Origin of the sequence: Pseudomonas sp. URIL14HWK12:I6, from assembly GCF_000514195.1 — a bacterium.
GTDB classification, from domain to species: domain Bacteria; phylum Pseudomonadota; class Gammaproteobacteria; order Pseudomonadales; family Pseudomonadaceae; genus Aquipseudomonas; species Aquipseudomonas putida_A.
On the sequence record NZ_AZVL01000003.1, the window covers coordinates 363,799 to 385,059 of the forward strand.

Annotated in this window: 11 protein-coding genes; 5 read left to right on the plus strand and 6 right to left on the minus strand. The window is 60.3% G+C overall.

Annotated features, from left to right (window positions below; genetic code table 11):
- Positions 1-15 precede the first annotated feature (15 nt).
- Positions 16-3,969, minus strand: a complete 3,954-nt coding sequence (gene putA / locus H043_RS0107640) for a trifunctional transcriptional regulator/proline dehydrogenase/L-glutamate gamma-semialdehyde dehydrogenase (RefSeq protein WP_027611354.1) — start codon at positions 3,967-3,969, stop codon at positions 16-18.
- A 457-nt stretch (positions 3,970-4,426) separates the two neighbouring features.
- On the opposite strand from putA, the gene putP reads away from it, so the two are divergent.
- From putP to H043_RS0107665, 5 genes are all read left to right on the plus strand, one after another.
- On the plus strand, positions 4,427-5,911 hold the full coding sequence (gene putP, locus H043_RS0107645; protein WP_027611355.1) for a sodium/proline symporter PutP: 1,485 nt from the start codon (positions 4,427-4,429) through the stop codon (positions 5,909-5,911).
- A gap of 354 nt (positions 5,912-6,265) precedes the next feature.
- The gene (locus H043_RS0107650; RefSeq protein WP_027611356.1) at positions 6,266-8,281 is read left to right on the plus strand and encodes a type VI secretion system tip protein VgrG; all 2,016 of its coding nucleotides are present in this window, start codon (positions 6,266-6,268) and stop codon (positions 8,279-8,281) included.
- Positions 8,271-8,972, plus strand: a complete 702-nt coding sequence (locus H043_RS0107655) for a DUF4123 domain-containing protein (RefSeq protein ID WP_027611357.1) — start codon at positions 8,271-8,273, stop codon at positions 8,970-8,972. The genes H043_RS0107650 and H043_RS0107655 overlap by 11 nt, the downstream gene beginning before the upstream one ends.
- 326 nt (positions 8,973-9,298) lie before the next feature.
- Entirely contained in the window at positions 9,299-9,619 is a 321-nt protein-coding gene (locus tag H043_RS0107660; protein ID WP_027611358.1) for a hypothetical protein, read from the plus strand.
- 316 nt (positions 9,620-9,935) lie between these two features.
- Positions 9,936-10,775 (plus strand): 23S rRNA (adenine(2030)-N(6))-methyltransferase RlmJ, encoded by an 840-nt coding sequence (locus tag H043_RS0107665; protein WP_003220988.1) that lies wholly within the window; start codon positions 9,936-9,938, stop codon positions 10,773-10,775.
- Between the two features lie 124 nt (positions 10,776-10,899).
- Here H043_RS0107665 and msrA read toward each other — a convergent pair whose 3' ends face one another.
- From msrA to aceE, 5 genes are all read right to left on the minus strand, one after another.
- Complete coding sequence (msrA, locus tag H043_RS0107670) at positions 10,900-11,565, minus strand: peptide-methionine (S)-S-oxide reductase MsrA (RefSeq protein ID WP_027611359.1); 666 nt, start codon at positions 11,563-11,565, stop codon at positions 10,900-10,902.
- Positions 11,566-11,760: 195 nt separating this feature from the next.
- On the minus strand, positions 11,761-14,457 hold the full coding sequence (locus tag H043_RS0107675; protein ID WP_027611360.1) for a bifunctional diguanylate cyclase/phosphodiesterase: 2,697 nt from the start codon (positions 14,455-14,457) through the stop codon (positions 11,761-11,763).
- Positions 14,458-14,709: 252 nt separating this feature from the next.
- A complete protein-coding gene (locus tag H043_RS0107680; protein WP_027611361.1) occupies positions 14,710-16,107 on the minus strand; it encodes an alkaline phosphatase D family protein in 1,398 nt (465 codons plus the stop codon).
- A 279-nt stretch (positions 16,108-16,386) separates the two neighbouring features.
- On the minus strand, positions 16,387-18,363 hold the full coding sequence (gene aceF / locus H043_RS0107685) for a dihydrolipoyllysine-residue acetyltransferase (RefSeq protein WP_027611362.1): 1,977 nt from the start codon (positions 18,361-18,363) through the stop codon (positions 16,387-16,389).
- An 11-nt stretch (positions 18,364-18,374) separates the two neighbouring features.
- A complete protein-coding gene (aceE, locus tag H043_RS0107690) occupies positions 18,375-21,020 on the minus strand; it encodes a pyruvate dehydrogenase (acetyl-transferring), homodimeric type (RefSeq protein ID WP_003220999.1) in 2,646 nt (881 codons plus the stop codon).
- Positions 21,021-21,261: the final 241 nt, after the last annotated feature.

The window sequence follows — 21,261 nt, forward strand, 5'->3', positions numbered from 1 at the left end:
CCTGACTTCTCGGGTTTAACCGATAGTCATCAGGCTGGCATTACCCCCCGCCGCCGCGGTGTTGACGCTCAATGCACGCTCGATCACCAGACGCTCCAGCGCAATGTTGGTCTCGCCCTGGGACAGGCCCTGAACGCCAACGATCGCACCGGCGCGCTTGGCAATCTGCTGGCAGACACCACGCAACTGGTCGGAATGGCCGTGATGCAGCACGGCATCAAACACCACTTCATCCTTGTGCCAGTCGGCAACCCGTTTGATCCGCGCCTGAACTTCCTTCGGCAGGCGTGTGAACAATGCCTTGCTGATGTCGGACTCCGGCCATACCGCCGAACCGCCGACCGCCAATACCGCCGCCAGTTGGGTCAGCAGATCGCCTTCGACGTCGGCCAGGCACAGCACGTGTTCACGCGGCAGGATCGCGTAGCTGTTCTTCTCGCCGGTCGGGCCGGTCAGCACGCGGGTGATGCCGCTTTGCGATTGCGCGGCGTACTGCACGCACAGTGTGCTCAGTTCGGCGTACTGGTTGCTTTCGGCCCAAGCCTTGAAGGCGTTCAGCGGTTTGCTCATGGCATCACGCAGACGCACGTCCGGGGCGACGACTGCATCACCGCGAGCGAAGGATTGTTCGATCGCGTCAGTAGGGCGGGTCGACAGCAGACGGTACAGGTACAGCGGACCGCCGGCTTTCGGGCCAGTACCCGACAGGCCTTCGCCGCCGAATGGCTGCACGCCGACCACAGCACCGACGATGTTGCGGTTGACGTAGACGTTACCGGCGTTGACGTTGTCGATCACCTTGGCGATGGTCTCGTCGATGCGGGTGTGTACGCCGAGGGTCAGGCCATAACCGGAGGCATTGATCTGGCCGATCAACTGGTCGATGTCCTTGCGCTTGTAGCGCACCACGTGCAGCACCGGGCCGAAGATCTCGCGTTGCAGCTCGTCGAAGCTTTCCAGCTCGATCAGGGTCGGCATGACGAAGGTGCCGCGTTTGACTTCTTCGCTGTCGGCGATAGCCACCTGATAGACGCTGCGACCTTTATCGCGCATGGCCTGGATGTGCTTGTCGATACCGGCCTTGGCTTCAACGTCGATCACCGGGCCAATGTCCACGGACAGGCGCTCAGGGTTGCCGAGGCGGCTTTCAGCCATCGCGCCTTTGAGCATTTCGATGACACGGTCGGCGGAATCTTCCTGCAGGCACAGCACGCGCAGGGCCGAGCAACGCTGGCCGGCACTGTCGAAGGCCGAGGACACCACGTCGATCACCACTTGTTCGGTCAGCGCCGAAGAGTCGACGATCATCGCGTTCTGCCCGCCGGTTTCGGCGATCAGCGGAATCGGACGGCCCTGGCTGTCGAGACGGCCAGCAATGTTGCGTTGCAGCAGGCGCGCGACTTCGGTGGAACCGGTGAACATCACGCCTTTGACGCGCTCATCACCGACCAGACCGGCACCGACGGTTTCACCGCGACCCGGCAGCAGTTGCAGCACGCCTTCGGGAATCCCGGCTTCCAGCAGCAAACGTACGGCTTGCGCGGCAACCAGCGGCGTCTGTTCCGCAGGTTTGGCCAGTACCGGGTTACCGGCGGCCAGTGCGGCAGCGACCTGACCACTGAAGATGGCCAGCGGGAAGTTCCACGGGCTGATGCACACCACCGGGCCCAGTGGGCGGTGGGCGTCGTTGCTGAAATCGTTGCGCGCCTGCACCGCGTAGTAACGCAGGAAGTCGACCGCTTCACGCACCTCAGCAATGGCGTTGGCGAAGGTCTTGCCGGCTTCACGGGCCAGCAGGCCCATCAACGGTTGGATCTCGCCTTCCATCAGGTCGGCGGCACGCTCCAAAATCGCCGCGCGCTCGGCTGGCGGGGTAGCCTGCCAGATTGGCGCAGCATTCAGCGCGCACTGGATCGCGTTGTCGACGTCTTCGACGGTGGCTTCCTGCACGTGACCGACCACATCGCGGTGATCCGCCGGGTTCAGCACCGGTGCCGGGGCTTCGTTGCTGGAAGCGCAACCGAGCATCGGCACGGCTTTCCAGTTGTTGTGCGCAGTGGCGAGCAGGGCGCAGGACAGCGAGGCCAGACGATGTTCGTTGGCCATGTCGATGCCGGCGGAGTTGGCGCGATCGGCGCCGTAGAGGTCACGCGGCAGCGGAATGCGTGGGTGCGGCAGGCCGAAACCACCTTCCACGGTCGCCATCTGCTCGATCTGCGCCACCGGATCGGCCACCAGTTCCTGAATCGAAATCGACTGGTCGGCGATGCGGTTGACGAACGAAGTGTTGGCGCCGTTTTCCAGCAGACGACGCACGAGGTACGCCAGCAGGGTTTCGTGGGTACCGACCGGTGCGTACACGCGGCACGGACGGTTCAGCTTGCCTTCGGAAACTTTGCCTACAACTTGCTCGTAGAGCGGTTCGCCCATGCCGTGCAGGCACTGGAATTCGTACTGGCCCGGATAATAGTTCTGACCGGCAATGTGGTAAATCGCCGACAGGGTGTGGGCGTTGTGCGTGGCGAACTGCGGGTAGATGACTTCCGGCACCGAAAGCAGTTTGCGTGCGCAGGCAATGTAGGACACGTCGGTGTACACCTTGCGGGTGTAGACCGGATAGCCTTCCAGGCCTTCGACCTGGGCGCGCTTGATTTCGCTGTCCCAGTACGCGCCTTTCACCAGACGGATCATCAGGCGATGACGGCTGCGACGGGCCAGATCGATCACGTAGTCGATCACGTATGGGCAACGCTTCTGGTAAGCCTGAATCACGAAGCCGATGCCGTTCCAGCCGGTCAGTTGCGGTTCGAAGCACAGGCGCTCGAGCAGATCCAGCGACAGCTCCAGGCGGTCGGCTTCTTCGGCGTCGATGTTCAGGCCGATGTCATATTGCTTGGCCAACAGGGTCAGCGACAGCAGGCGCGGGTACAGCTCGTCCATCACGCGCTCGTATTGCGCACGGCTGTAGCGCGGGTGCAGGGCCGAAAGCTTGATGGAAATGCCCGGGCCTTCATAAATCCCGCGGCCGTGGGAGGCTTTGCCGATCGAGTGGATGGCTTGTTCGTACGACGCCAGGTACTTCTGCGCGTCGTGTTCGGTGAGTGCCGCTTCACCGAGCATGTCGTAGGAATAACGGAAGCCCTTGGCTTCGAACTTGCTCGCGTTGGCCAGCGCTTCGGCGATGGTTTCGCCGGTGACGAACTGCTCGCCCATCAGACGCATGGCCATGTCGACGCCCTTGCGGATCATCGGCTCGCCGCTCTTGCCGATGATCCGGCTCAGCGACGAAGTCAGGCCGGCTTCGTTGTGCGTGGAAACAAGCTTGCCTGTCAGCAGCAGACCCCAGGTGGCGGCGTTGACGAACAGCGACGGGCTGTTGCCCAGGTGCGGCTGCCAGTTGCCGGTGCTGATCTTGTCGCGGATCAGCGCATCGCGAGTGCCTTTGTCCGGGATACGCAGCAGCGCTTCGGCCAGGCACATCAGGGCCACGCCTTCCTGAGACGACAGGGAAAATTCCTGCAGCAGACCCTGAACAATGCCTGCACGACCGCCGGCACTTTTCTGGTTACGCAGTTTTTCCGCGATGGTCGCAGCGAGTTTGTTGGTGGCTTCGGCCATCGGTGCCGGCAGGCGTGCCTGCTCGATCAGCATCGGCACCACTTCCGGCTCAGGGCGGCGGTAAGCAGCAGTGATCGAAGCGCGCAGCACCGATTGCGGCAGGATGCTTTCAGCGAATTCGAGGAAGCACTGGTGGGCGTGATCGGTATGGACTTCACCGGCATCGTCGGTGTCTTTGGCGGTCAAACCGTTCAGCTCGGTCAGGGTTGCACCACCCTCGAGTTTTTCCAGGTAATTGAAAATTGCCTGCTTGATCAGCCAGTGCGGTGTGCGATCAATCGAGGTCGCGGCAGCCTTCAGGCGCTCGCGGGTCGGGTCATCGAGTTTGACCCCAAGGGTGGTGGTAGCCATATTTTTATCCTCATGGTTGCCACAGTTGCGTGGCATCAGCTGGCGGCAAGATTAGCCGTGCGTCGGAAGAGGTGCAACCGGGTGCAACCCTTTTTTTGTCGGAAAAATAAACGCTTCGTCAGGAATTATTTTCTGGTACTGAAGTGCCGCTCCTGCTTGGTGCTTTTACTTCTAGCGGAGCGCCGTGACTGCGCTAAAAAGGAGCAAAAACGGCATATTTATCGGTATATCCGACTGGGTGCAACTTAATCGCCAGAAACTGGTTGCACCTTTTTTACTTTGTTGCATAGCATTCGCGCCCAAGGTGCAACCGGGAATACCCGGTGCATCGGCTGGTGGCTTTCCTGGGGAAACATCAGTCCTAAATGCGCGGGATCCCGTTTCGTCTGCCAAACGTCGTCGTTTGTGGGCGATCAATCACCGCTGCAACATAAAAACAAAGCCAGGGCGTAACTTAATGAGCGTAAGCAATCCAACACTGATCACGTTCGTGATCTACATCGCAGCAATGGTGCTGATCGGCTTCATGGCCTATCGCTCCACCAACAACCTTTCAGACTACATTCTTGGCGGCCGCAGCCTGGGCAGCGTCGTGACGGCTCTGTCCGCCGGTGCTTCCGACATGAGCGGCTGGTTGCTGATGGGCCTGCCGGGTGCCATCTACATGTCCGGTCTGTCCGAAAGCTGGATCGCCATCGGCCTGATCGTCGGCGCCTACCTGAACTGGCTGTTCGTCGCCGGCCGTCTGCGCGTGCAGACCGAGCACAACGGCGATGCCCTGACTCTGCCGGACTACTTCTCCAGCCGTTTCGAAGACAAAAGCGGCCTGCTGCGTATCATCTCGGCGGTGGTGATTCTGGTGTTCTTCACCATTTACTGCGCTTCCGGCATCGTGGCTGGCGCCCGTCTGTTCGAAAGCACCTTCGGCATGTCCTACGAGACGGCGCTGTGGGCCGGTGCTGCGGCGACGATTGCCTACACCTTCGTCGGCGGTTTCCTCGCGGTGAGCTGGACTGACACCGTACAAGCCACGCTGATGATCTTCGCCCTGCTGCTGACGCCGATCATCGTGCTGCTGGCCACCGGTGGTGTCGATACCACGTTCCTCGCCATCGAAGCCCAGGACCCAAGCAACTTCGACATGCTTAAGGGCACTACCTTCATCGGCATCATCTCGCTGATGGGCTGGGGTCTGGGTTACTTCGGTCAACCGCACATCCTCGCGCGTTTCATGGCCGCTGATTCGGTGAAGTCGATTGCCAACGCCCGTCGTATCTCCATGACCTGGATGATCCTGTGCCTGGGCGGCACCGTCGCCGTGGGTTTCTTCGGTATCGCCTACTTCTCGGCGCACCCGGAAGTCGCCGGCCCAGTCACCGAGAACCACGAGCGGGTGTTCATCGAACTGGCGAAAATCCTCTTCAACCCGTGGGTGGCCGGTGTCCTGCTGTCGGCGATTCTCGCCGCTGTGATGAGCACCCTGAGCTGCCAGCTGCTGGTTTGCTCGAGCGCTCTGACTGAGGACTTCTACAAAACCTTCCTGCGCAAATCCGCTTCCCAGGTGGAACTGGTGTGGGTCGGTCGCGCGATGGTGTTGCTGGTAGCGCTGATCGCTATCGCCATGGCCGCCAACCCGGAAAACCGCGTACTGGGCCTGGTGTCCTACGCCTGGGCCGGTTTCGGTGCCGCGTTCGGTCCGGTGGTGCTGATCTCGGTGATCTGGAAGGACATGACCCGCAACGGCGCACTGGCCGGCATCCTGGTCGGCGCGATCACCGTAGTGGTCTGGAAGCATTTCGAACTGCTGGGTCTGTACGAAATCATCCCGGGCTTCATCTTCGCCAGCCTGGCGATCTACATCGTCAGCAAGCTCGGCGCGCCGACTGCTGGCATGGTGCAGCGCTTCCAGGCAGCGGAAAAAGATTTCCATCTGAACAAGTGATGCACTGAGCTGCGGCTCACAGAAAAACGGCCCGTTTCCTACAAGGAGGCGGGCCGTTTTTTTGTGCCTGTGATTTCTCGAGTCCTGTGGAGATCCAATGTGGGAGCGAGCCTGCTCGCGAATGCGATTGATCATTGAATGAATGTGTCGACTGACATGCCGCTTTCGCGAGCAGGCTCGCTCCCACGGGGGATCGGTGGTGAGTTTGAGAGGGTTGTCTGTAGTCGGATACACCGATTTGCGAAGGCTTTTTCGCCAGAAAAAGTAGGGCAATTCTGATTTTCCCGTCACCCACCCAACACCTCTTGCCCCTCATGCAGAATCGCCCGCCCTCAATCTGCAGAGAGACATCGGATGTTCGCGCCTGCCAATCAACCGCGTTTCACGTTGACCCTCGAAGGCGCCCAAGTTGATCTCAAAGTCCTTGAGTTCACGGGCAAGGAAGCCATCAGCCAACCCTTTCGTTTCGAGCTGGAACTGGTCAGTGAGCGTCCGGATCTGGACCTCGAAAGCCTGCTGCACCGTCAGGCGTTTCTGAGCTTCGATGCGGAAGGTTCCGGTGTCCATGGTCAGATTTATCAGGTCGGGCAGGGCGATTCCGGGAAACGTCTGACGCGCTACCACCTGAGCCTGGTGTCGCGTCTGACCTACCTCGGTCACCGCATCAACCAGCGGATTTTTCAGCATCAGACGGTTCCACAGATCGTCGCGCAGATCCTCAAGGATCACGCAATCCTGCGCGATGCCTTCGAGTTCCGCCTCGGCAGCGATTACCCTGTGCGGGAATATTGCGTGCAATACGCCGAGAGCGATCTGGCGTTCATCCAGCGCCTGTGTGCCGAGGTCGGCATTCATTACCACTTTCAGCACAGTCCCGAAGGCCATCTGTTGGTGTTCGGCGACGATCAAACGGTGTTTCCGCGCCTGGCCGAGCCGACGCTGTATCTGCCGGGCAGCGGCATGGCGTCAACGGCGCCGGCCATCAAGCGCTTCAACGTCCGGGTGGAGACTCGCACCAGCGTGGTCACCCGGCGCGACTACAACTTCGAAAAGCCGCGACTGCAACTGCAAAGCCGCAGCGACAGTGAGCAGCGCCCGGTGCTCGAGGACTATCACTTTCCCGGCCAATTCAACGATCGAGAAACCGGCAGGCAACTGGCGCAACGTACGCTGGAAAGGCATGTCGCCGACTACCGTCAGGCTGAGGGCATCAGCGACGTATCCGCACTGGTTTGCGGACATTTCCTGCAACTGAGCGAGCATCCGCGCCAGGACTGGAATGACCTGTGGCTGCTCACCGTCATCGAGCATCATGGCCGACAGCCGCAAGTGCTGGAGGAATCGGTGACCAGCGATGGGGAAACATTCCAGGGTTACCGTAATACCTTTCTTGCCACGCCGTGGGAGGTGTTCTTTCGCCCGGCGTTGGGGCCGGAAAAACCGCGCATGCCCGGTTATCAACCGGCCGTGGTCACCGGGCCGCAAGACACGGAAATCCATTGCGACGAGTACGGCCGGGTCAAGGTGCAACTGGCCTGGGATCGTGACGGCGAGCTCAACGAGCATTCCAGTTGCTGGCTGCGCGTTGCCACGGGTTGGGCGCATGATCATTACGGCAGCGTGCTGATCCCGCGGGTCGGCATGGAAGTGCTGGTCGGTTTCATCGATGCCGATGCCGACAAACCGTTGGTGATGGGTTGCCTGCCAAACGCCGCAACTCCGCTGCCGCTGGACCTGCCCACCGACCAGACCCGCAGCATCTTCCGCAGCCAGAGCAGCCCCGGTGGTGGCGGTTACAACGAGCTGCGCATCGAGGACAAAAAGGGCGCCGAAGAAATCTACCTGCGCGCCCAGCGCAACTGGACGCAGCATGTCCTGCACGACCAGCAGGTGCAGGTCGACAACCAGCGCAGCATTGTCGTCACTGGCCTTGCCAGCCATGAACTCAAGGCTGACGAGCAGCGCATCACCCACGGCCAGCGCCAGACCGAAGTGAAACAGGACGATCACCTCACGGTTATTGGTGATCGGCATATTCGGGTGAGTAGTCAGGCAACCAGTGCGAGCGCACAAATTCACGTCAGTGCCGGGCAACAAGTGGTGATCGACGGTGGCGCGAGCGCGACGATTCAGGCCGGCGGGCAGTGGATCAACATCGGTCCCGGCGGGATTTTCAGTAGCGTGCCGATTGTCGTGGGTGGGGCGCCAATGGCGGCGATGAGCGCGGCGCCGAGTGTGCCGGGGTTGCCGGCAAAACTCGCAGCAGCACCAGCGGCCCTGCTCACTGCTGCGCAAATCATGAGCTTTAAAGGTGATGCACCATTCTGCGAAGAATGCGAGCGCTGCAAGGACGGTGTCTGTGCTGCCTGAGTGCCTCACACCTGCAGAGTGGTTGGCGCGTGAACCGCTGAAACCTGCGGAGCAACTGTTCGCGATCTTCAGTAGCGCCAGCGACGCCAGGCCTCCGCTGGTTGCACCGAGCCCGATCTGGGCAGAGACGATCTACGCCGAGTGGGATGCGGTGATGCCCTTCGTGGGAATTGTCGCTGCGGACAGTGAGTTTCTCGATTGGGTGGCGAGTACCGAGTCTCGCGACTGGGGGTGGTTGGCGGTGTCTTCCGCGAGCCTTGAGGTGGTAGTTGAGCATTTTCGCAGTTTGACTCAAGTGCTGATGCCGGGCACAGCGGTGTTTTTCCGCTTCTGGGATGGGCGGTTTTTGTTGCCGATCCTGCAGTCCGATGAAGTGCAATCGGCGCAGTTGATGCCGGTGATTTCGCGCGGTTTGATCAACGGACAGGCCGTGGATATCGGGGGCAGGGCGCAGGTTTCAGGGCGGGTGTTTCCCTGGTGGAAAGTGCCTGAGTCAGTGCTGGCTTCAGCAGGGAATTCAGTCCGGATCGGGAATGCGCTGCAGTGGCTGAGCGAGGAGCATCCGGCGCTGTACGAGGCGTTTCCGCAGGCTGTGTTGCGCTGCAAGGTTCAGCAGTTTTTTCAGGTTTCGGCGTCGGAAGAATCGTCGCAATCGGCGTTATTGGCATATTTGCAGGACGAAGCGGAGTGAAATTTCCGGGCGAAGGCTTCGGAAATTTCCCGCGAGTTGCGGCGGATTTCATGAACTGGTGGGCGGTGGGTTGCGGGGATAGTCTTTTCGTTGTCACCGCGAGAGTGGTGACAGGGTGTAGGAACCCGTTACCTATGGTGCATCAGCGCTGTTGATTTAATTGCGACATGTAACTTGTGCCAGCAATATCTTTAGCGGCGGCTGTGTGCGGGGCACGCTTTGGCGTGGCCGAATTCCATGGGTCGGTTCCTACTCCCGTGCACAGCTGCCACCCGATCCCGTAGGAAGGAGCGAGGCAGTTCATTTTCACATCCATGGTAGAAAATATGGCGATGCTTAAACCCGACCCACCCTACGAAAAAATCATCCCCCATCCCGACAACCGCTTCATGGCCCTGACCGGCAACTGCAGCGACATGCCCACTCTGTTCATCGACACCCAAGTCCCCCTCGACATCCTCATGGACGCCGCCAACCACCGCATCCGCGCCGTGATTCAAGTGCTGGAAAACATGTGCATGCGCGGCTCGGTCGAATGCGACTCCATCATCCTCAGCGACTTCGCCATGCTCTGCGCCATTCCGCTGCGTGACGGCTGCGATGTGCTGGATGTCATCGGCAAACGCCTCGGCAACCTATCCCTGTAAGTTTGAGAGCGTTTTTGTGGCGAGGGAGCTTGCTCCCGCTCGGCTGCATAGCGGCCGCAACCAGGTTGTCGCGGCGTCAGACGGAATGAGGGATTGAGGTCTTGGGGCCGCTGCGCAGCCCATCGGGGATGAATCCCCTCGCCACAAAGGCAAGGGCAAAAGATCGCAGCCTTCGGCAGCTCCTACAGGGGGGAACGCCAATCCCGTGTAGGAGCTGCCGAAGGCTGCGATCTTTGCTGTTGAGGCCCGCTCGGCCGCCAACCCCTGACTTGCCGCCCGGTAAAAGGTAAACTTCACGGCCCTCGCAGGAGCAGCCATGAATTATCGTCACGCCTTCCATGCCGGCAATCACGCCGATGTGTTCAAACACCTGACCTTGACCCGCCTCATCGCGCTGATGTCGCGCAAGGAGCAGCCGTTTGCCTATCTCGATACGCACGCCGGTATCGGTTTGTATGACTTGCAGGGTGATCAGGCCAACCGTACCGGCGAGTACCTGGAAGGCATTGCGCGTTTGTGGGATCAGCCGGATCTTCCGGCGCTGACCGCCGACTACATGAAGGTGCTGCACGAGATGAACCCGGATGGCCAGTTGCGCTACTACCCGGGTTCGCCGGAGTTGGCGCGGCGTCTGACCCGGCCTCAGGACCGGGTGATGCTCAACGAGAAACACCCGGAAGACGGCGTGCAGCTCAAAGAGAACATGGCCGGTGACCGTCGGGTGAAAGTGCATCTGGGCGAGGGCTGGCATGTGGCGCGGGCGATGCTGCCGGTGCAGGAGAAGCGTGCGGTGATGTTGATCGATCCGCCGTTCGAGCAGCTCGACGAGATGCAAAAGTGTGCGGCGTCGCTGAAAGAAGCGATTGGCCGGATGCGCCAAACCGTGGCGGCGATCTGGTACCCGGTAAAGGACCAGCGTGCGCTGCGACGTTTCTATCAGGATCTGGCGGGTACCGGTGCGCCGAAGTTGCTGCGCGTGGAACTGCTGGTGCATCCGCTGGATACGCCGAACAGCCTCAACGGCTCGGGGATGGCGATTGCCAATCCGCCGTGGGGGCTGGAGGAAGAATTGCGTGAGCTGCTGCCGTGGTTGTCGAAGAAGCTTGGGCAGACTCAGGGTGGATGGCAGATGGATTGGTTGATTGCTGAAAGCTGATCAACTGTTTTAGCGGTGTCTGAACGGACGCCTTCGCGGGTAAGCCCGCTCCCACAGGGTTCGCGCAGATTCTGGAATCGCGCTCGACCTTATGAGAGCGGGCTTGCCCGCGATGCTTTGGGGTTTAGTTACCCGCCAGGCTCGGTGGCATGCACACGCCGGTGCCGCCAATCCCGCAATAGCCCTCAGGGTTCTTCGCCAGATATTGCTGGTGATACGCCTCGGCGAAGTACACGGTCGGCGCCTGCTCGATCTCGGTGCTGATTTCGCCCAGACCCGCCTTCGACAGTTCAGCCTGATACACCGCTTTGCTCTTCAGCGCAGCGTCCAGTTGCTCTGGCGAGGTGGCGTAGATCACCGAACGGTACTGGGTGCCGATGTCGTTGCCCTGACGCATGCCCTGCGTCGGGTTGTGCAGCTCCCAGAACATCGCCAGCAGCTCTTCGTAGCTGACTTTGTCCTTGTCATACACCACCAGCACTACTTCGGCGTGGCCGGTCAGGCCCGAGCAGACTTCTTCGTAGGTCGGGTTCGGCGTGTAGCCGCCGGCGTAGCCGACCACGGTGCTGACCACGCCTTCGCGCTGCCAGAAGCGGCGCTCCGCCCCCCAGAAGCAACCCAGACCGAAGATCGCAAAGTCGACGTCCTGGAAAAACGGGCCGAGCAGCGGAGTTTCTTCGAAGACGAAATGCTTTTCAGGCAGGGTCATCGCGGTTTCGCGGCCGGGCAGCGCTTGTTCTTTGGTCGGTAGCACGTTTTTGTTCACCAGAATTTCCGAGCGCAGAACCATGATCGTTCCTCTCAGTCAGGATGGGATGTAAAAAGTCAGACCATCAGTGTGCCGAATGATGCCGGATTTCGCACTATTCAAATGTGGGAGCGAGCCTGCTCGCGAAAGCGGTGTGTCAGGCGACGATGATGTCGACGGCTATAACGCCTTCGCGAGCAGGCTCGCTCCCACAGGGGGGGCTTCGACAGATGGGATTTAGAGGCAGAGCGGGCCGCGCGGGTAGCGCTTGAGCGCCTGGATCAGCTCGGCGCCGGGGATCGGCCGGTCGAACAGGTAGCCCTGGCCGACGTCGCAGCGGTGGCGACGCAGGAACGCCAGTTGTTCGGCGGTCTCGATGCCTTCGGCCACGACTTTGAGTTTCAGGTTGTGCGCCATGGCGATTACCGCGGAGGTGATTTCCATGTCGTCCTGGTTGTCGGGGATTTCGTGGATGAAGCTGCGATCGATCTTGATGATGTCGATCGGGAATTTCTTCAGGTAGCTGAGCGACGAATAGCCGGTACCGAAGTCGTCCATGGCCAGGGTCAGACCCAGGCGCTTGAGCTGATCGAGCTGCAAGTGGGTGTCTTCGGTGGCTTCCAGCAGCAGGCCTTCGGTCAGCTCCAGTTCGAGCAGATTGGCCGGCAGCGCTTCTTCCTTGAGGATGTTGGCGATGGACGCGACCAGATCCGGGTCGGAGAACTGCTTCGGCGAAAGATTGATCGCCACTTGCAGATTGCCCAGACCGGCGGCGGTCAGCGCCTTGCTCATGCGGCAGGCCTGACGCGCAATCCACTTGCCGATCGGGATGATCAGGCCGGTCTCTTCGGCAACGCTGATGAACTGGTCCGGGCGGATCATCCCGCGTTCCGGGTGATTCCAGCGCAGCAGCGCTTCCATGCCCAGCAGGCGCCCGCTGCGCAGGCACAGCTTGGGCTGGTAGAACACGTCCAGCTCGTTCTGGGTCAGGGCGCGGCGCAGGTTGTTCTCGACGAACAGCTTGTAACTGGCCTCGGCGTTCAGCGCTTCGGTGAACACCTGCACCTGGTGTTTGCCATTGGCCTTGGCCTTGTGCAGAGCGAGGCCGGCGTTGCGCATCAGGGTTTGCGGATCGCGGCCATGCAGCGGCGCGCAGGCCAGGCCCACGGAACCGGTGACGCTGATCAACTGGTTGTCGACGAACATCGGTTTGTCGAGGGTCGCCAGTAATTGGTTGGCGATCTGTTGGCCGGTGGCGAGGTCGGTGTCGTCGAGCAGCACTGCAAATTCGTTACTGGCGAAACGCGCGAGGCTGCCGCTCGGGCTGAGGCTGTTGCGCAGGCGCCGGGCGAGGCTGATCAACAACTTGTCACCGGTCTGGTGCCCGAGGCTGTCGTTGATCCGTTTGAAGTTGTCGATGTCCACCAGCAGCAGGCTGATCGGCGTATCGCTGTCGCGGGCGAAGCGTTCGTCCAGATTGCGGATAAACGCCGGGCGGTTGCCGAGGTTGGTCAGGTTGTCGGTGTAGGCCAGACGTTCGATGCGCTGCTGCGCCAGTTTGGTCTGGGTGATGTCTTCGTAGATGCCGATGTAGTGCGTCAGCTCACGGTTGTCGCCATACACCTTGGAGATCGACAACTGGCCCCAGTACGGTTCGAGGTTTTTGCGCCGGCTCTTGAATTCGCCCTGCCAGCTGTTGCTCTTGGCCAGCGCCGAGGGTGCGTCGAACAGCAGCTCGCTGAGGTTTTCCAGCGCCGGCAGCTCCGACAGGCGCTGGCCGTGGACTTCCTCGGTGGAGTACTGGGTGATCGCGGTGAAGCTCGGGTTGACGTACTCGACCACGCCGTCGCAATTGACCAGCAGAAAGGCGTTGGCACTTTGCTCAACCGCACGCTGGAACAGGTGCAGGGCGCTGGTGGCGGTGCGGCGGTTGTGGTTGTTGATGACCTGGGCGAACTGGTCGGCCAGCTCACCGGCAAAGGCGATTTCGTCGGACTGCCAGGCGCGGGTGACGCCGGTCTGCTCCAGACAGAGCACGCCGACCACCTGGCCGTCGACGCGGATGCTGGCGTCGAGCATGGCGTTGACGTCACGCGGGCGCAGAGCTTCGGCCATCTCGCGGGTTCGTGGGTCGCGCATCGCATTATGCGCGTCGATGGCGCGGCTGCCGTGCAGCGCTTCCATGTAGTCGGGGAAACCGCTGATGTCGATCACCTCCGGCAGGATGTATTCCTGCGTCGCGCGGTGATACGCGGAAATCGGCACCAGCAGATTGCCTTCGAGGTTCCACAGGCTGGCGCAGTCGATTTCATAGATGTCGCAGGCGCAGCGGGTGATCAGTTCGGCGGCTTCCTGCAGCGAGTTGTGGCTGCTGTAGCGCTGGCGGGCGAGCAGCAGAATCAGATCCTGCTGGGCGCGCACGCGATCGAGGTGCTGCAGCTGTTCCTGCTGGGCACGTTGGTTGAGTTCGAGGGCGATCTGCAGGCGCGAGTTCTGGGTTTCGAGGTCAACGGACGGCAGCGTCGGCGCTTCGTCGAACACGTTATCGACTGCCAGCAGATAACCGCGCAGCAAGTGTCGATTGTGCTGTTTATAGGCTTCGCCGAGTTCGAGGATGCTAAGCACGCCCGCAGCGGTGTGCAGGGTGTAGCGCACCAGATAATGCGGGCTGTCGCGCAGTTGCTGCTGGATCGCGTCGTGCAACTGATAGCGCGCTTCAGGCTCCATCAGGCTGGCATACGGTGAACCGACCAGTGCACAGAGCTCAACGGCCGGCTGGCCGAACTGGCGTTCGCAGTTGGGATCGAGAAACAGCATCGCCCAACTGGCTTCATTCAAGCGCTCGAAACGCAGCATGCCGAGCCGCGAGGGCACAGGCAACTGCGTCACTACCTCGGCCGCCATACGGCTGGCGGCATCGGGTTGGCTCTTCATGAAGGAACTCGCTTGGAAATATGCTGAACGCGCCGGGCTCTCGCCCTCTTTACTGTTGCCTGCGGCAAGGTTGCATCATTGCGGCACCGACTGACAAGAGAGATGAAGGCCAAGTGCTATAAGAATGTGTCGGCCGCTCGGGGCATTTCTCCAGTGGGTGGTTGAAAAGAGCAAAAGATCGCAGCCTGCGGCAGCGCCTGCAGGGATATACGATGTCCTTCAGGAGCTGCCGAAGGCTGCGATCTTTTAGATTCAACGTAATTTCAGGCTGAGCGATTGCAGCTTCTTGCCATCTCGATCATGGTAATTGATCAAAATCTGATCAGCCTCGACCACTACATGGGCGAAGTTGTCTTCGCTGACCACAGTGCTGGTCAACTCATGTTGATAGTCACCCGCCGCAGTGCGTACCAGTGGCTGATCAAGGATGAACGTCGACGCCGTGGCATAGGGCAAAAGTTTGCTGTTACACAACGGCGAGGAGACGATGGTGTGGACTTCGAAGTCCGGGTCTTCGCTATGGGTCAGGCGCGAGGTCAGCGAGCCGTGCACGTCGCCCGAGACGAATACGACATTCCTGATCTGTCGGGTGCGGATGGTTTCCAGCACACGCAGGCGCTGCTCCGGGAAGGCTTTCCAGGCATCGTCGCCGTGCAGTTTGCGATCCGGATAGAACATCACGCTGGTGACCACGAATTTGACCCGTGCCTTGCTGTTGCTCAGCCAGGCGACCAAGGCCTGTTCCTGCTCGCTGTCCAGGATGCGTCGATCATCAGCAGCCAGGTTGCGCCGAGTCCGGCTATCAGTGACAAACCATTCAATATCGCCATCGCTGAACTGATACCAGTAATGCGCCAGTTTTGAATGATCAATCTCGCCATCAACTGTTAGTTCATGCGCCGGACTATGACTGGCTTGATACAACTCATACGCCGCCATTGCATTGCGATATAACTCATGATCGGACTTGCTGGCGTTCGCCGGCCAGTTGTCTTCAATTTCGTGATCGTCGAGGATCATGTAAGTCGAAGTGCCGGACATCAGCCGCTGAATATTCGGTTGCGAGAAGGCCGTGCGGTATTTATCGAGGATGTCCTTGTACTCGCGATCCGGGGCAATCAGGTTGAGGTCGTCGACATAGATCTGGTCTCCGGTCATCAGGGTGGCGCTGATCGGCGGCTCGGCGCCTTCGATCAACTGATTGATCGAGGCGAATATACGGTCGCCAATTTGGGGCATGGAAGCAATGCCGGCGGTCATGCGCAAGTAGCGACAGGAGCCGATGATATAAGCGCGTGGCTGCGCGGCGTCGCTGGCACGGGTGCGAAAGCGGTAGATCTCGCGCGGCCATTGCAAAGGCAATTCGGCGATGCTCTCGACGGTATGCACCGGGCTCATGGGGCTGAACCAGCCCACTTGGTATTCATACTCGCAATGGCTCTCCAGGTCATTCAATGAAAAGACCTGGCAAAAATCGCGCAAAGCACTTAAACGGGAAAAAAGGCTATTTGACCATTGATTGCTGTCGCGCTTTCGATAACGCAGGCCGGCAAATGTGGTGGCGTTGTTTTGCGAGTCGCCGCGCATGAAGATGCGTGCGTGATTAGTTGTTGTATGGCCAATAATCGGGCCGACAGTTGGTTTTAACATGTTCGAATCCGTTCGAATTGATACTTGAATAGCGGTCAGTGTGTAGCAAGTTATTCGTTTAACTTGTGCCGCCAAGGTTAGTTGTCGGCGGATAAAAAATATCGGCGCGAAGTGGACTGGACTCGTGGCTTAAGTAGACCGAAGTTGTAGGAATAAAAGCGTTGTAACTTTTCTTCGGGCAAAAAAAGCCCCGTCAAACTGACGGGGTTGAGGTACGAGCGTGTGGCGCCCGAAAACGTGGAACGCAATCGGCCCTCCGTTGCCGGAGGGCCGAACGCTTTACAGCAGGATGGTGCGGATGTCGCCCAACAGGCTGCCCAGACGCTGGGTGAAGCGTGCAGCAGCAGCGCCGTTGATCACACGGTGATCGTAGGACAGCGACAGTGGCAGCATCAGTTTCGGCTGGAAGGCTTTGCCGTCCCAGACTGGCTGGATGGTTGCCTTGGAAACACCGAGGATCGCCACTTCCGGCGCGTTGACGATCGGCGTGAAGCCGGTGCCGCCAATGTGGCCGAGGCTGGAAATGGTGAAGCAGGCGCCTTGCATCTCGTCCGAAGAGAGCTTCTTGGTGCGGGCTTTTTCAGCTAGCGAAGCAGCTTCTGCGGCCAGTTGCAGCAGGCTCTTCTGGTCGACGTTCTTGATGACCGGTACCAGCAGGCCATCCGGGGTGTCGACCGCGAAACCGATGTTGACGTACTTCTTGCGAATGATCGCCTTGCCGCTTGGCGCCAGCGAACTGTTGAAGTCCGGCAGCTCTTTGAGCAGGTGCGCACAGGTCTTGAGCAGCAGCGGCAGGATGGTCAGCTTGACGCCGGCCTTCTCGGCGACGGCTTTCTGCGCAACGCGGAACGCTTCCAGCTCGGTGATATCCGCCGAGTCGAATTGCGTCACGTGCGGCACGTTCAGCCAGCTGCGGTGCAGGTTGGCGGCGCCGACCTGCATCAGGCGGGTCATCGGTACTTCTTCGATTTCACCGAAGCGGCTGAAGTCCACGACCGGGATCGGCGGGATGCCCGCGCCACCGGTTGCACCGCCAGCGGCTGGCGCTTCTTTGGCCTTCTGCATCATCGCCTTGACGTAAACCTGCACGTCTTCCTTGAGGATGCGACCGTGCGGACCGCTGGCGCCAACGGCGCTCAGCTCGACGCCGAACTCGCGGGCCAGTTGACGCACGGCAGGGCCGGCGTGAACTTTCGCGCCAGGCTTGGCCGGAGCAGCAACCGGAGCGGCAGCAGCAGGTGCAGCGGCAGCCGGAGCAGCAGCGGCTGGCGCCGGAGCGCTAGGAGCAGCGGCGGCAGCTGGAGCCGGGGCAGCAGGGGCAGCAGGGGCCGCGCCTTTGACTTTCAGCTTGAGGATCAGGTCGCCGGTACCGACTTCGTCGTCCAGCTTGATGGAAATGCTTTCCACCACGCCAGCGGCAGGCGATGGGATTTCCATGCTTGCCTTGTCGGATTCCAGAGTGATCAGCGACTGGTCGGCTTCAACGCTGTCGCCAGCCTTGACCAGGACTTCGATGATCTTGGCCTTGCCGGCCGAACCGATGTCCGGAACGTGGATGTCCTGAACGCTGTCAGCCACTGGAGCAGCCGGGGCTGCCGCAGAAGCAGGCGCAGCGGCAGCGGCCGGCGCAGCAGCCTGAGCCGGAGCGGCCGCAGCAGGCGCCGCAGCCCCCGCCACTTCCAGATCCAGAATCAGGTCGCCAGTGCCGACTTCGTCGTTGAGCTTGACGCTGATGGCCTTGACCACGCCCGCGGCAGGCGACGGGATTTCCATGCTCGCCTTGTCGGATTCCAGGGTGATCAACGATTGATCAGCCTCGACGGTGTCGCCGACCTTGACCTGGATCTCGATGATCTGCGCCTTGCCCGACGAGCCGATGTCCGGCACGTGCACTTGCTGTACCGAAGCGGCAGCAGGGGCAGCAGGGGCAGCGGCTGGCGCGGCAGCAGCAGGAGCGGCAGCCGGTTTGGCTTCAGCTTTTGCAGCCGGTGCAGCAGCAGGTGCAGGGGCCGCTTGCGCGGCGCCCTCGACTTCCAGCTCAAGCAGTTCGTCGCCTTCTTTCAGGCGGTCGCCCAGCTTCACTTTCAGGCTCTTGATGACGCCGGCTTTCGGGGCCGGCACTTCCATGCTGGCCTTGTCCGATTCCAGGGTCAGGATGCTCTGGTCGGCTTCGATACGGTCGCCGACCTTCACAAACAGTTCAATTACTTCACCTTCACCGCTGCCGATGTCAGGTACGCGAATGAGTTCGCTCACAAAATGTCTCCTCAGCAGTCCAGTGGGTTGCGTTTTTCCGGGTCGATGCCGAACTTGACGATGGCCTCGGCCACCACTTTAGGTTCGATATCACCACGGTCAGCCAGTGCTTCCAGGGCTGCCAACACCACGAAATGACGGTCGACTTCGAAGAAATGACGCAGTTTCTTGCGGCTGTCGCTGCGGCCGAAACCGTCGGTGCCCAGGACTTTGAATTCCTTGGACGGTACCCACTGACGGATCTGCTCGGCGAACAGCTTCATGTAGTCGGTAGAGGCAATCACCGGACCTTTACGGCCGCTCAGGCACTCTTCAACGTAGCTCTGCTTAGGCTTCTGGCCAGGCTTCAGACGGTTGCTGCGCTCTACGGCCAGGCCGTCGCGACGCAGTTCGTTGAAGCTGGTGACGCTCCATACGTCGGCGCCGATGTTGAACTCTTCACGCAGGATCTTCGCCGCTTCACGCACTTCACGCAGGATGGTGCCGGAGCCCATCAGCTGTACGTGATGCGCTGCATCGCGGGTGTCTTCTTCGAGCAGGTACATGCCTTTCTTGATGCCTTCTTCGGCACCGGCCGGCATGGCTGGCTGCTGGTACGACTCGTTCATCACGGTGATGTAGTAGAAGATGTCCTGTTGCTCTTCGGTCATCTTCTTCATGCCGTCCTGAATGATCACCGCCAGCTCGTAGCCGTAGGTCGGATCGTAGGTGCGGCAGTTCGGGATGGTCGCGGCCAGCAGGTGGCTGTGACCGTCTTCGTGCTGCAGGCCTTCACCGTTCAGGGTGGTACGGCCGGCGGTGCCGCCGATCAGGAAACCACGGGTACGGCTGTCGCCAGCGGCCCAGGCCAGGTCACCGATACGCTGGAAGCCGAACATCGAGTAGAAGATGTAGAACGGCAGCATCGGCTGGTTGTGGCTGGAGTACGAAGTACCGGCAGCGATGAAGGAGCTCATGGCGCCCGCTTCGTTGATGCCTTCTTCAAGGATCTGACCTTTCTGGTCTTCCTTGTAGAACATCACCTGGTCTTTATCGACTGGCTCGTAGAGCTGGCCGACGGAGGAGTAGATGCCCAGCTGACGGAACATGCCTTCCATACCGAAGGTACGGGCTTCGTCCGGGATGATTGGCACGATGCGCGGGCCGATTTCCTTGTCCTTGACCAGTTGCGCGAGGATCCGCACGAAGGCCATGGTGGTGGAAATTTCACGGTCGCCCGAACCATCGAGGATGGCTTTCAGGGTGTCCAGGTCCGGCGTCGGTACGCTGAAGCTCTGCGCGCGGCGCTGCGGTACGAAACCGCCCAGTGCGGCACGGCGCTCGCTCAGGTAGCGGGCTTCGGCGCTGTTTGGCTCTGGCTTGAAGAACGGCAGGTTCTCCAGCTCTTCGTCCTTGACCGGGATGTCGAAGCGATCGCGGAACAACTTCAGGCTGTCGACGTCGACTTTCTTGGTGTTGTGCGCAGTGTTTTTCGCTTCGCCGGCACCGGTGCCATAACCCTTGATGGTCTTGGCGAGGATGACGGTTGGTTGTTCTTTGTGGTTGACCGCTTCGTGGTACGCCGCATAGACCTTGTACGGGTCGTGGCCGCCACGGTTGAGTTTCCAGATCTCGTCGTCGGACAGGTCGGCAACCATCGCCTTGAGTTCAGGCGTGTTGAAGAAGTGCTCGCGAACGAACGCACCGTCTTTGGCTTTGTAGTTCTGGTACTCGCCGTCGATGACTTCGTCCATGCGACGTTGCAGGATGCCGTCGACGTCTTTGGCCAGCAGTGGGTCCCAGAAACGGCCCCAGATGACTTTGGTCACGTTCCACTGTGCACCGCGGAACACGCCTTCGAGTTCCTGGATGATCTTGCCGTTGCCGCGAACCGGGCCGTCGAGGCGCTGCAGGTTGCAGTTGATGACGAAGATCAGGTTGTCCAGCTTCTCGCGGCCGGCCAGGGAGATCGCGCCCAGGGATTCCGGCTCGTCGCACTCGCCGTCGCCCAGGAAGCACCAGACTTTCTGTTTGCCCGGCTGGATGAAACCGCGGTGTTCCAGGTACTTCATGAAGCGTGCCTGGTAGATCGCCTGGATCGGACCCAGACCCATGGATACGGTCGGGAACTGCCAGAAGTCAGGCATCAGCCAAGGGTGCGGGTAGGACGACAGGCCCTGACCGTCGACTTCCTGGCGGAAGTTGTTCATCTGGTCTTCGGTGATGCGGCCTTCCATGAATGCACGGGCGTAAACGCCTGGCGAGGTGTGGCCCTGGAAGTAGATCAGGTCGCCGCCGTGTTCGTCGGTCGGGGCCTGGAAGAAGTAGTTGAAGCCGATGTCATACAGGGTCGCGCTGGAAGCGAAGCTGGAGATGTGACCACCCAGGTCAGAATCTTTCAGGTTCGTACGCATTACCATGGCCATCGCGTTCCAGCGTACCAGCGAGCGAATGCGGCGTTCCATGAACAGGTCGCCAGGCATGCGTGCTTCGTGGGTTACCGGGATGGTGTTGCGGTAAGGCGTGGTGATGGCGTAAGGGAGCTGCGAACCGCTGCGGGTCGCCAGTTCACCCATACGGGTCATCAGATAGTGAGCACGGTCTTCGCCTTCTTTGTCGAGAACCGATTCCAGGGCGTCCAGCCATTCCTGGGTTTCGACGGGATCGAGGTCTTGCATGGCTTGCTCCAGGGCGGAAAGGCTTCCAGAATCGGTTGCCTGAGTTTGCGACTGGCCTTGTGGGCAGACGATTTAAAATTCTTGGATTGCCGACAGGTTGTTCCGGCGGCGTGTAGTTTTACTACAAATCTTTGAGCATTTCAGCCTTTCGCCTGTATAGACGAGTAGTAAAACTACAGAGGAAAGGCTTGTGGCCTCCGACTGCGTTGTGAGAATAATCGTTAAGGTTGGTCGATTACCA

Coding starts and splice junctions, on each gene's coding strand:
- putA (WP_027611354.1), bottom strand. CDS start 3,969: ATGGCTACCACCACCCTTGGGGTCAAACTCGATGACCCGACCCGCGAG.
- putP (WP_027611355.1), top strand. CDS start 4,427: ATGAGCGTAAGCAATCCAACACTGATCACGTTCGTGATCTACATCGCA.
- H043_RS0107650 (WP_027611356.1), top strand. CDS start 6,266: ATGTTCGCGCCTGCCAATCAACCGCGTTTCACGTTGACCCTCGAAGGC.
- H043_RS0107660 (WP_027611358.1), top strand. CDS start 9,299: ATGGCGATGCTTAAACCCGACCCACCCTACGAAAAAATCATCCCCCAT.
- H043_RS0107665 (WP_003220988.1), top strand. CDS start 9,936: ATGAATTATCGTCACGCCTTCCATGCCGGCAATCACGCCGATGTGTTC.
- msrA (WP_027611359.1), bottom strand. CDS start 11,565: ATGGTTCTGCGCTCGGAAATTCTGGTGAACAAAAACGTGCTACCGACC.
- H043_RS0107675 (WP_027611360.1), bottom strand. CDS start 14,457: ATGAAGAGCCAACCCGATGCCGCCAGCCGTATGGCGGCCGAGGTAGTG.
- H043_RS0107680 (WP_027611361.1), bottom strand. CDS start 16,107: ATGTTAAAACCAACTGTCGGCCCGATTATTGGCCATACAACAACTAAT.
- aceE (WP_003220999.1), bottom strand. CDS start 21,020: ATGCAAGACCTCGATCCCGTCGAAACCCAGGAATGGCTGGACGCCCTG.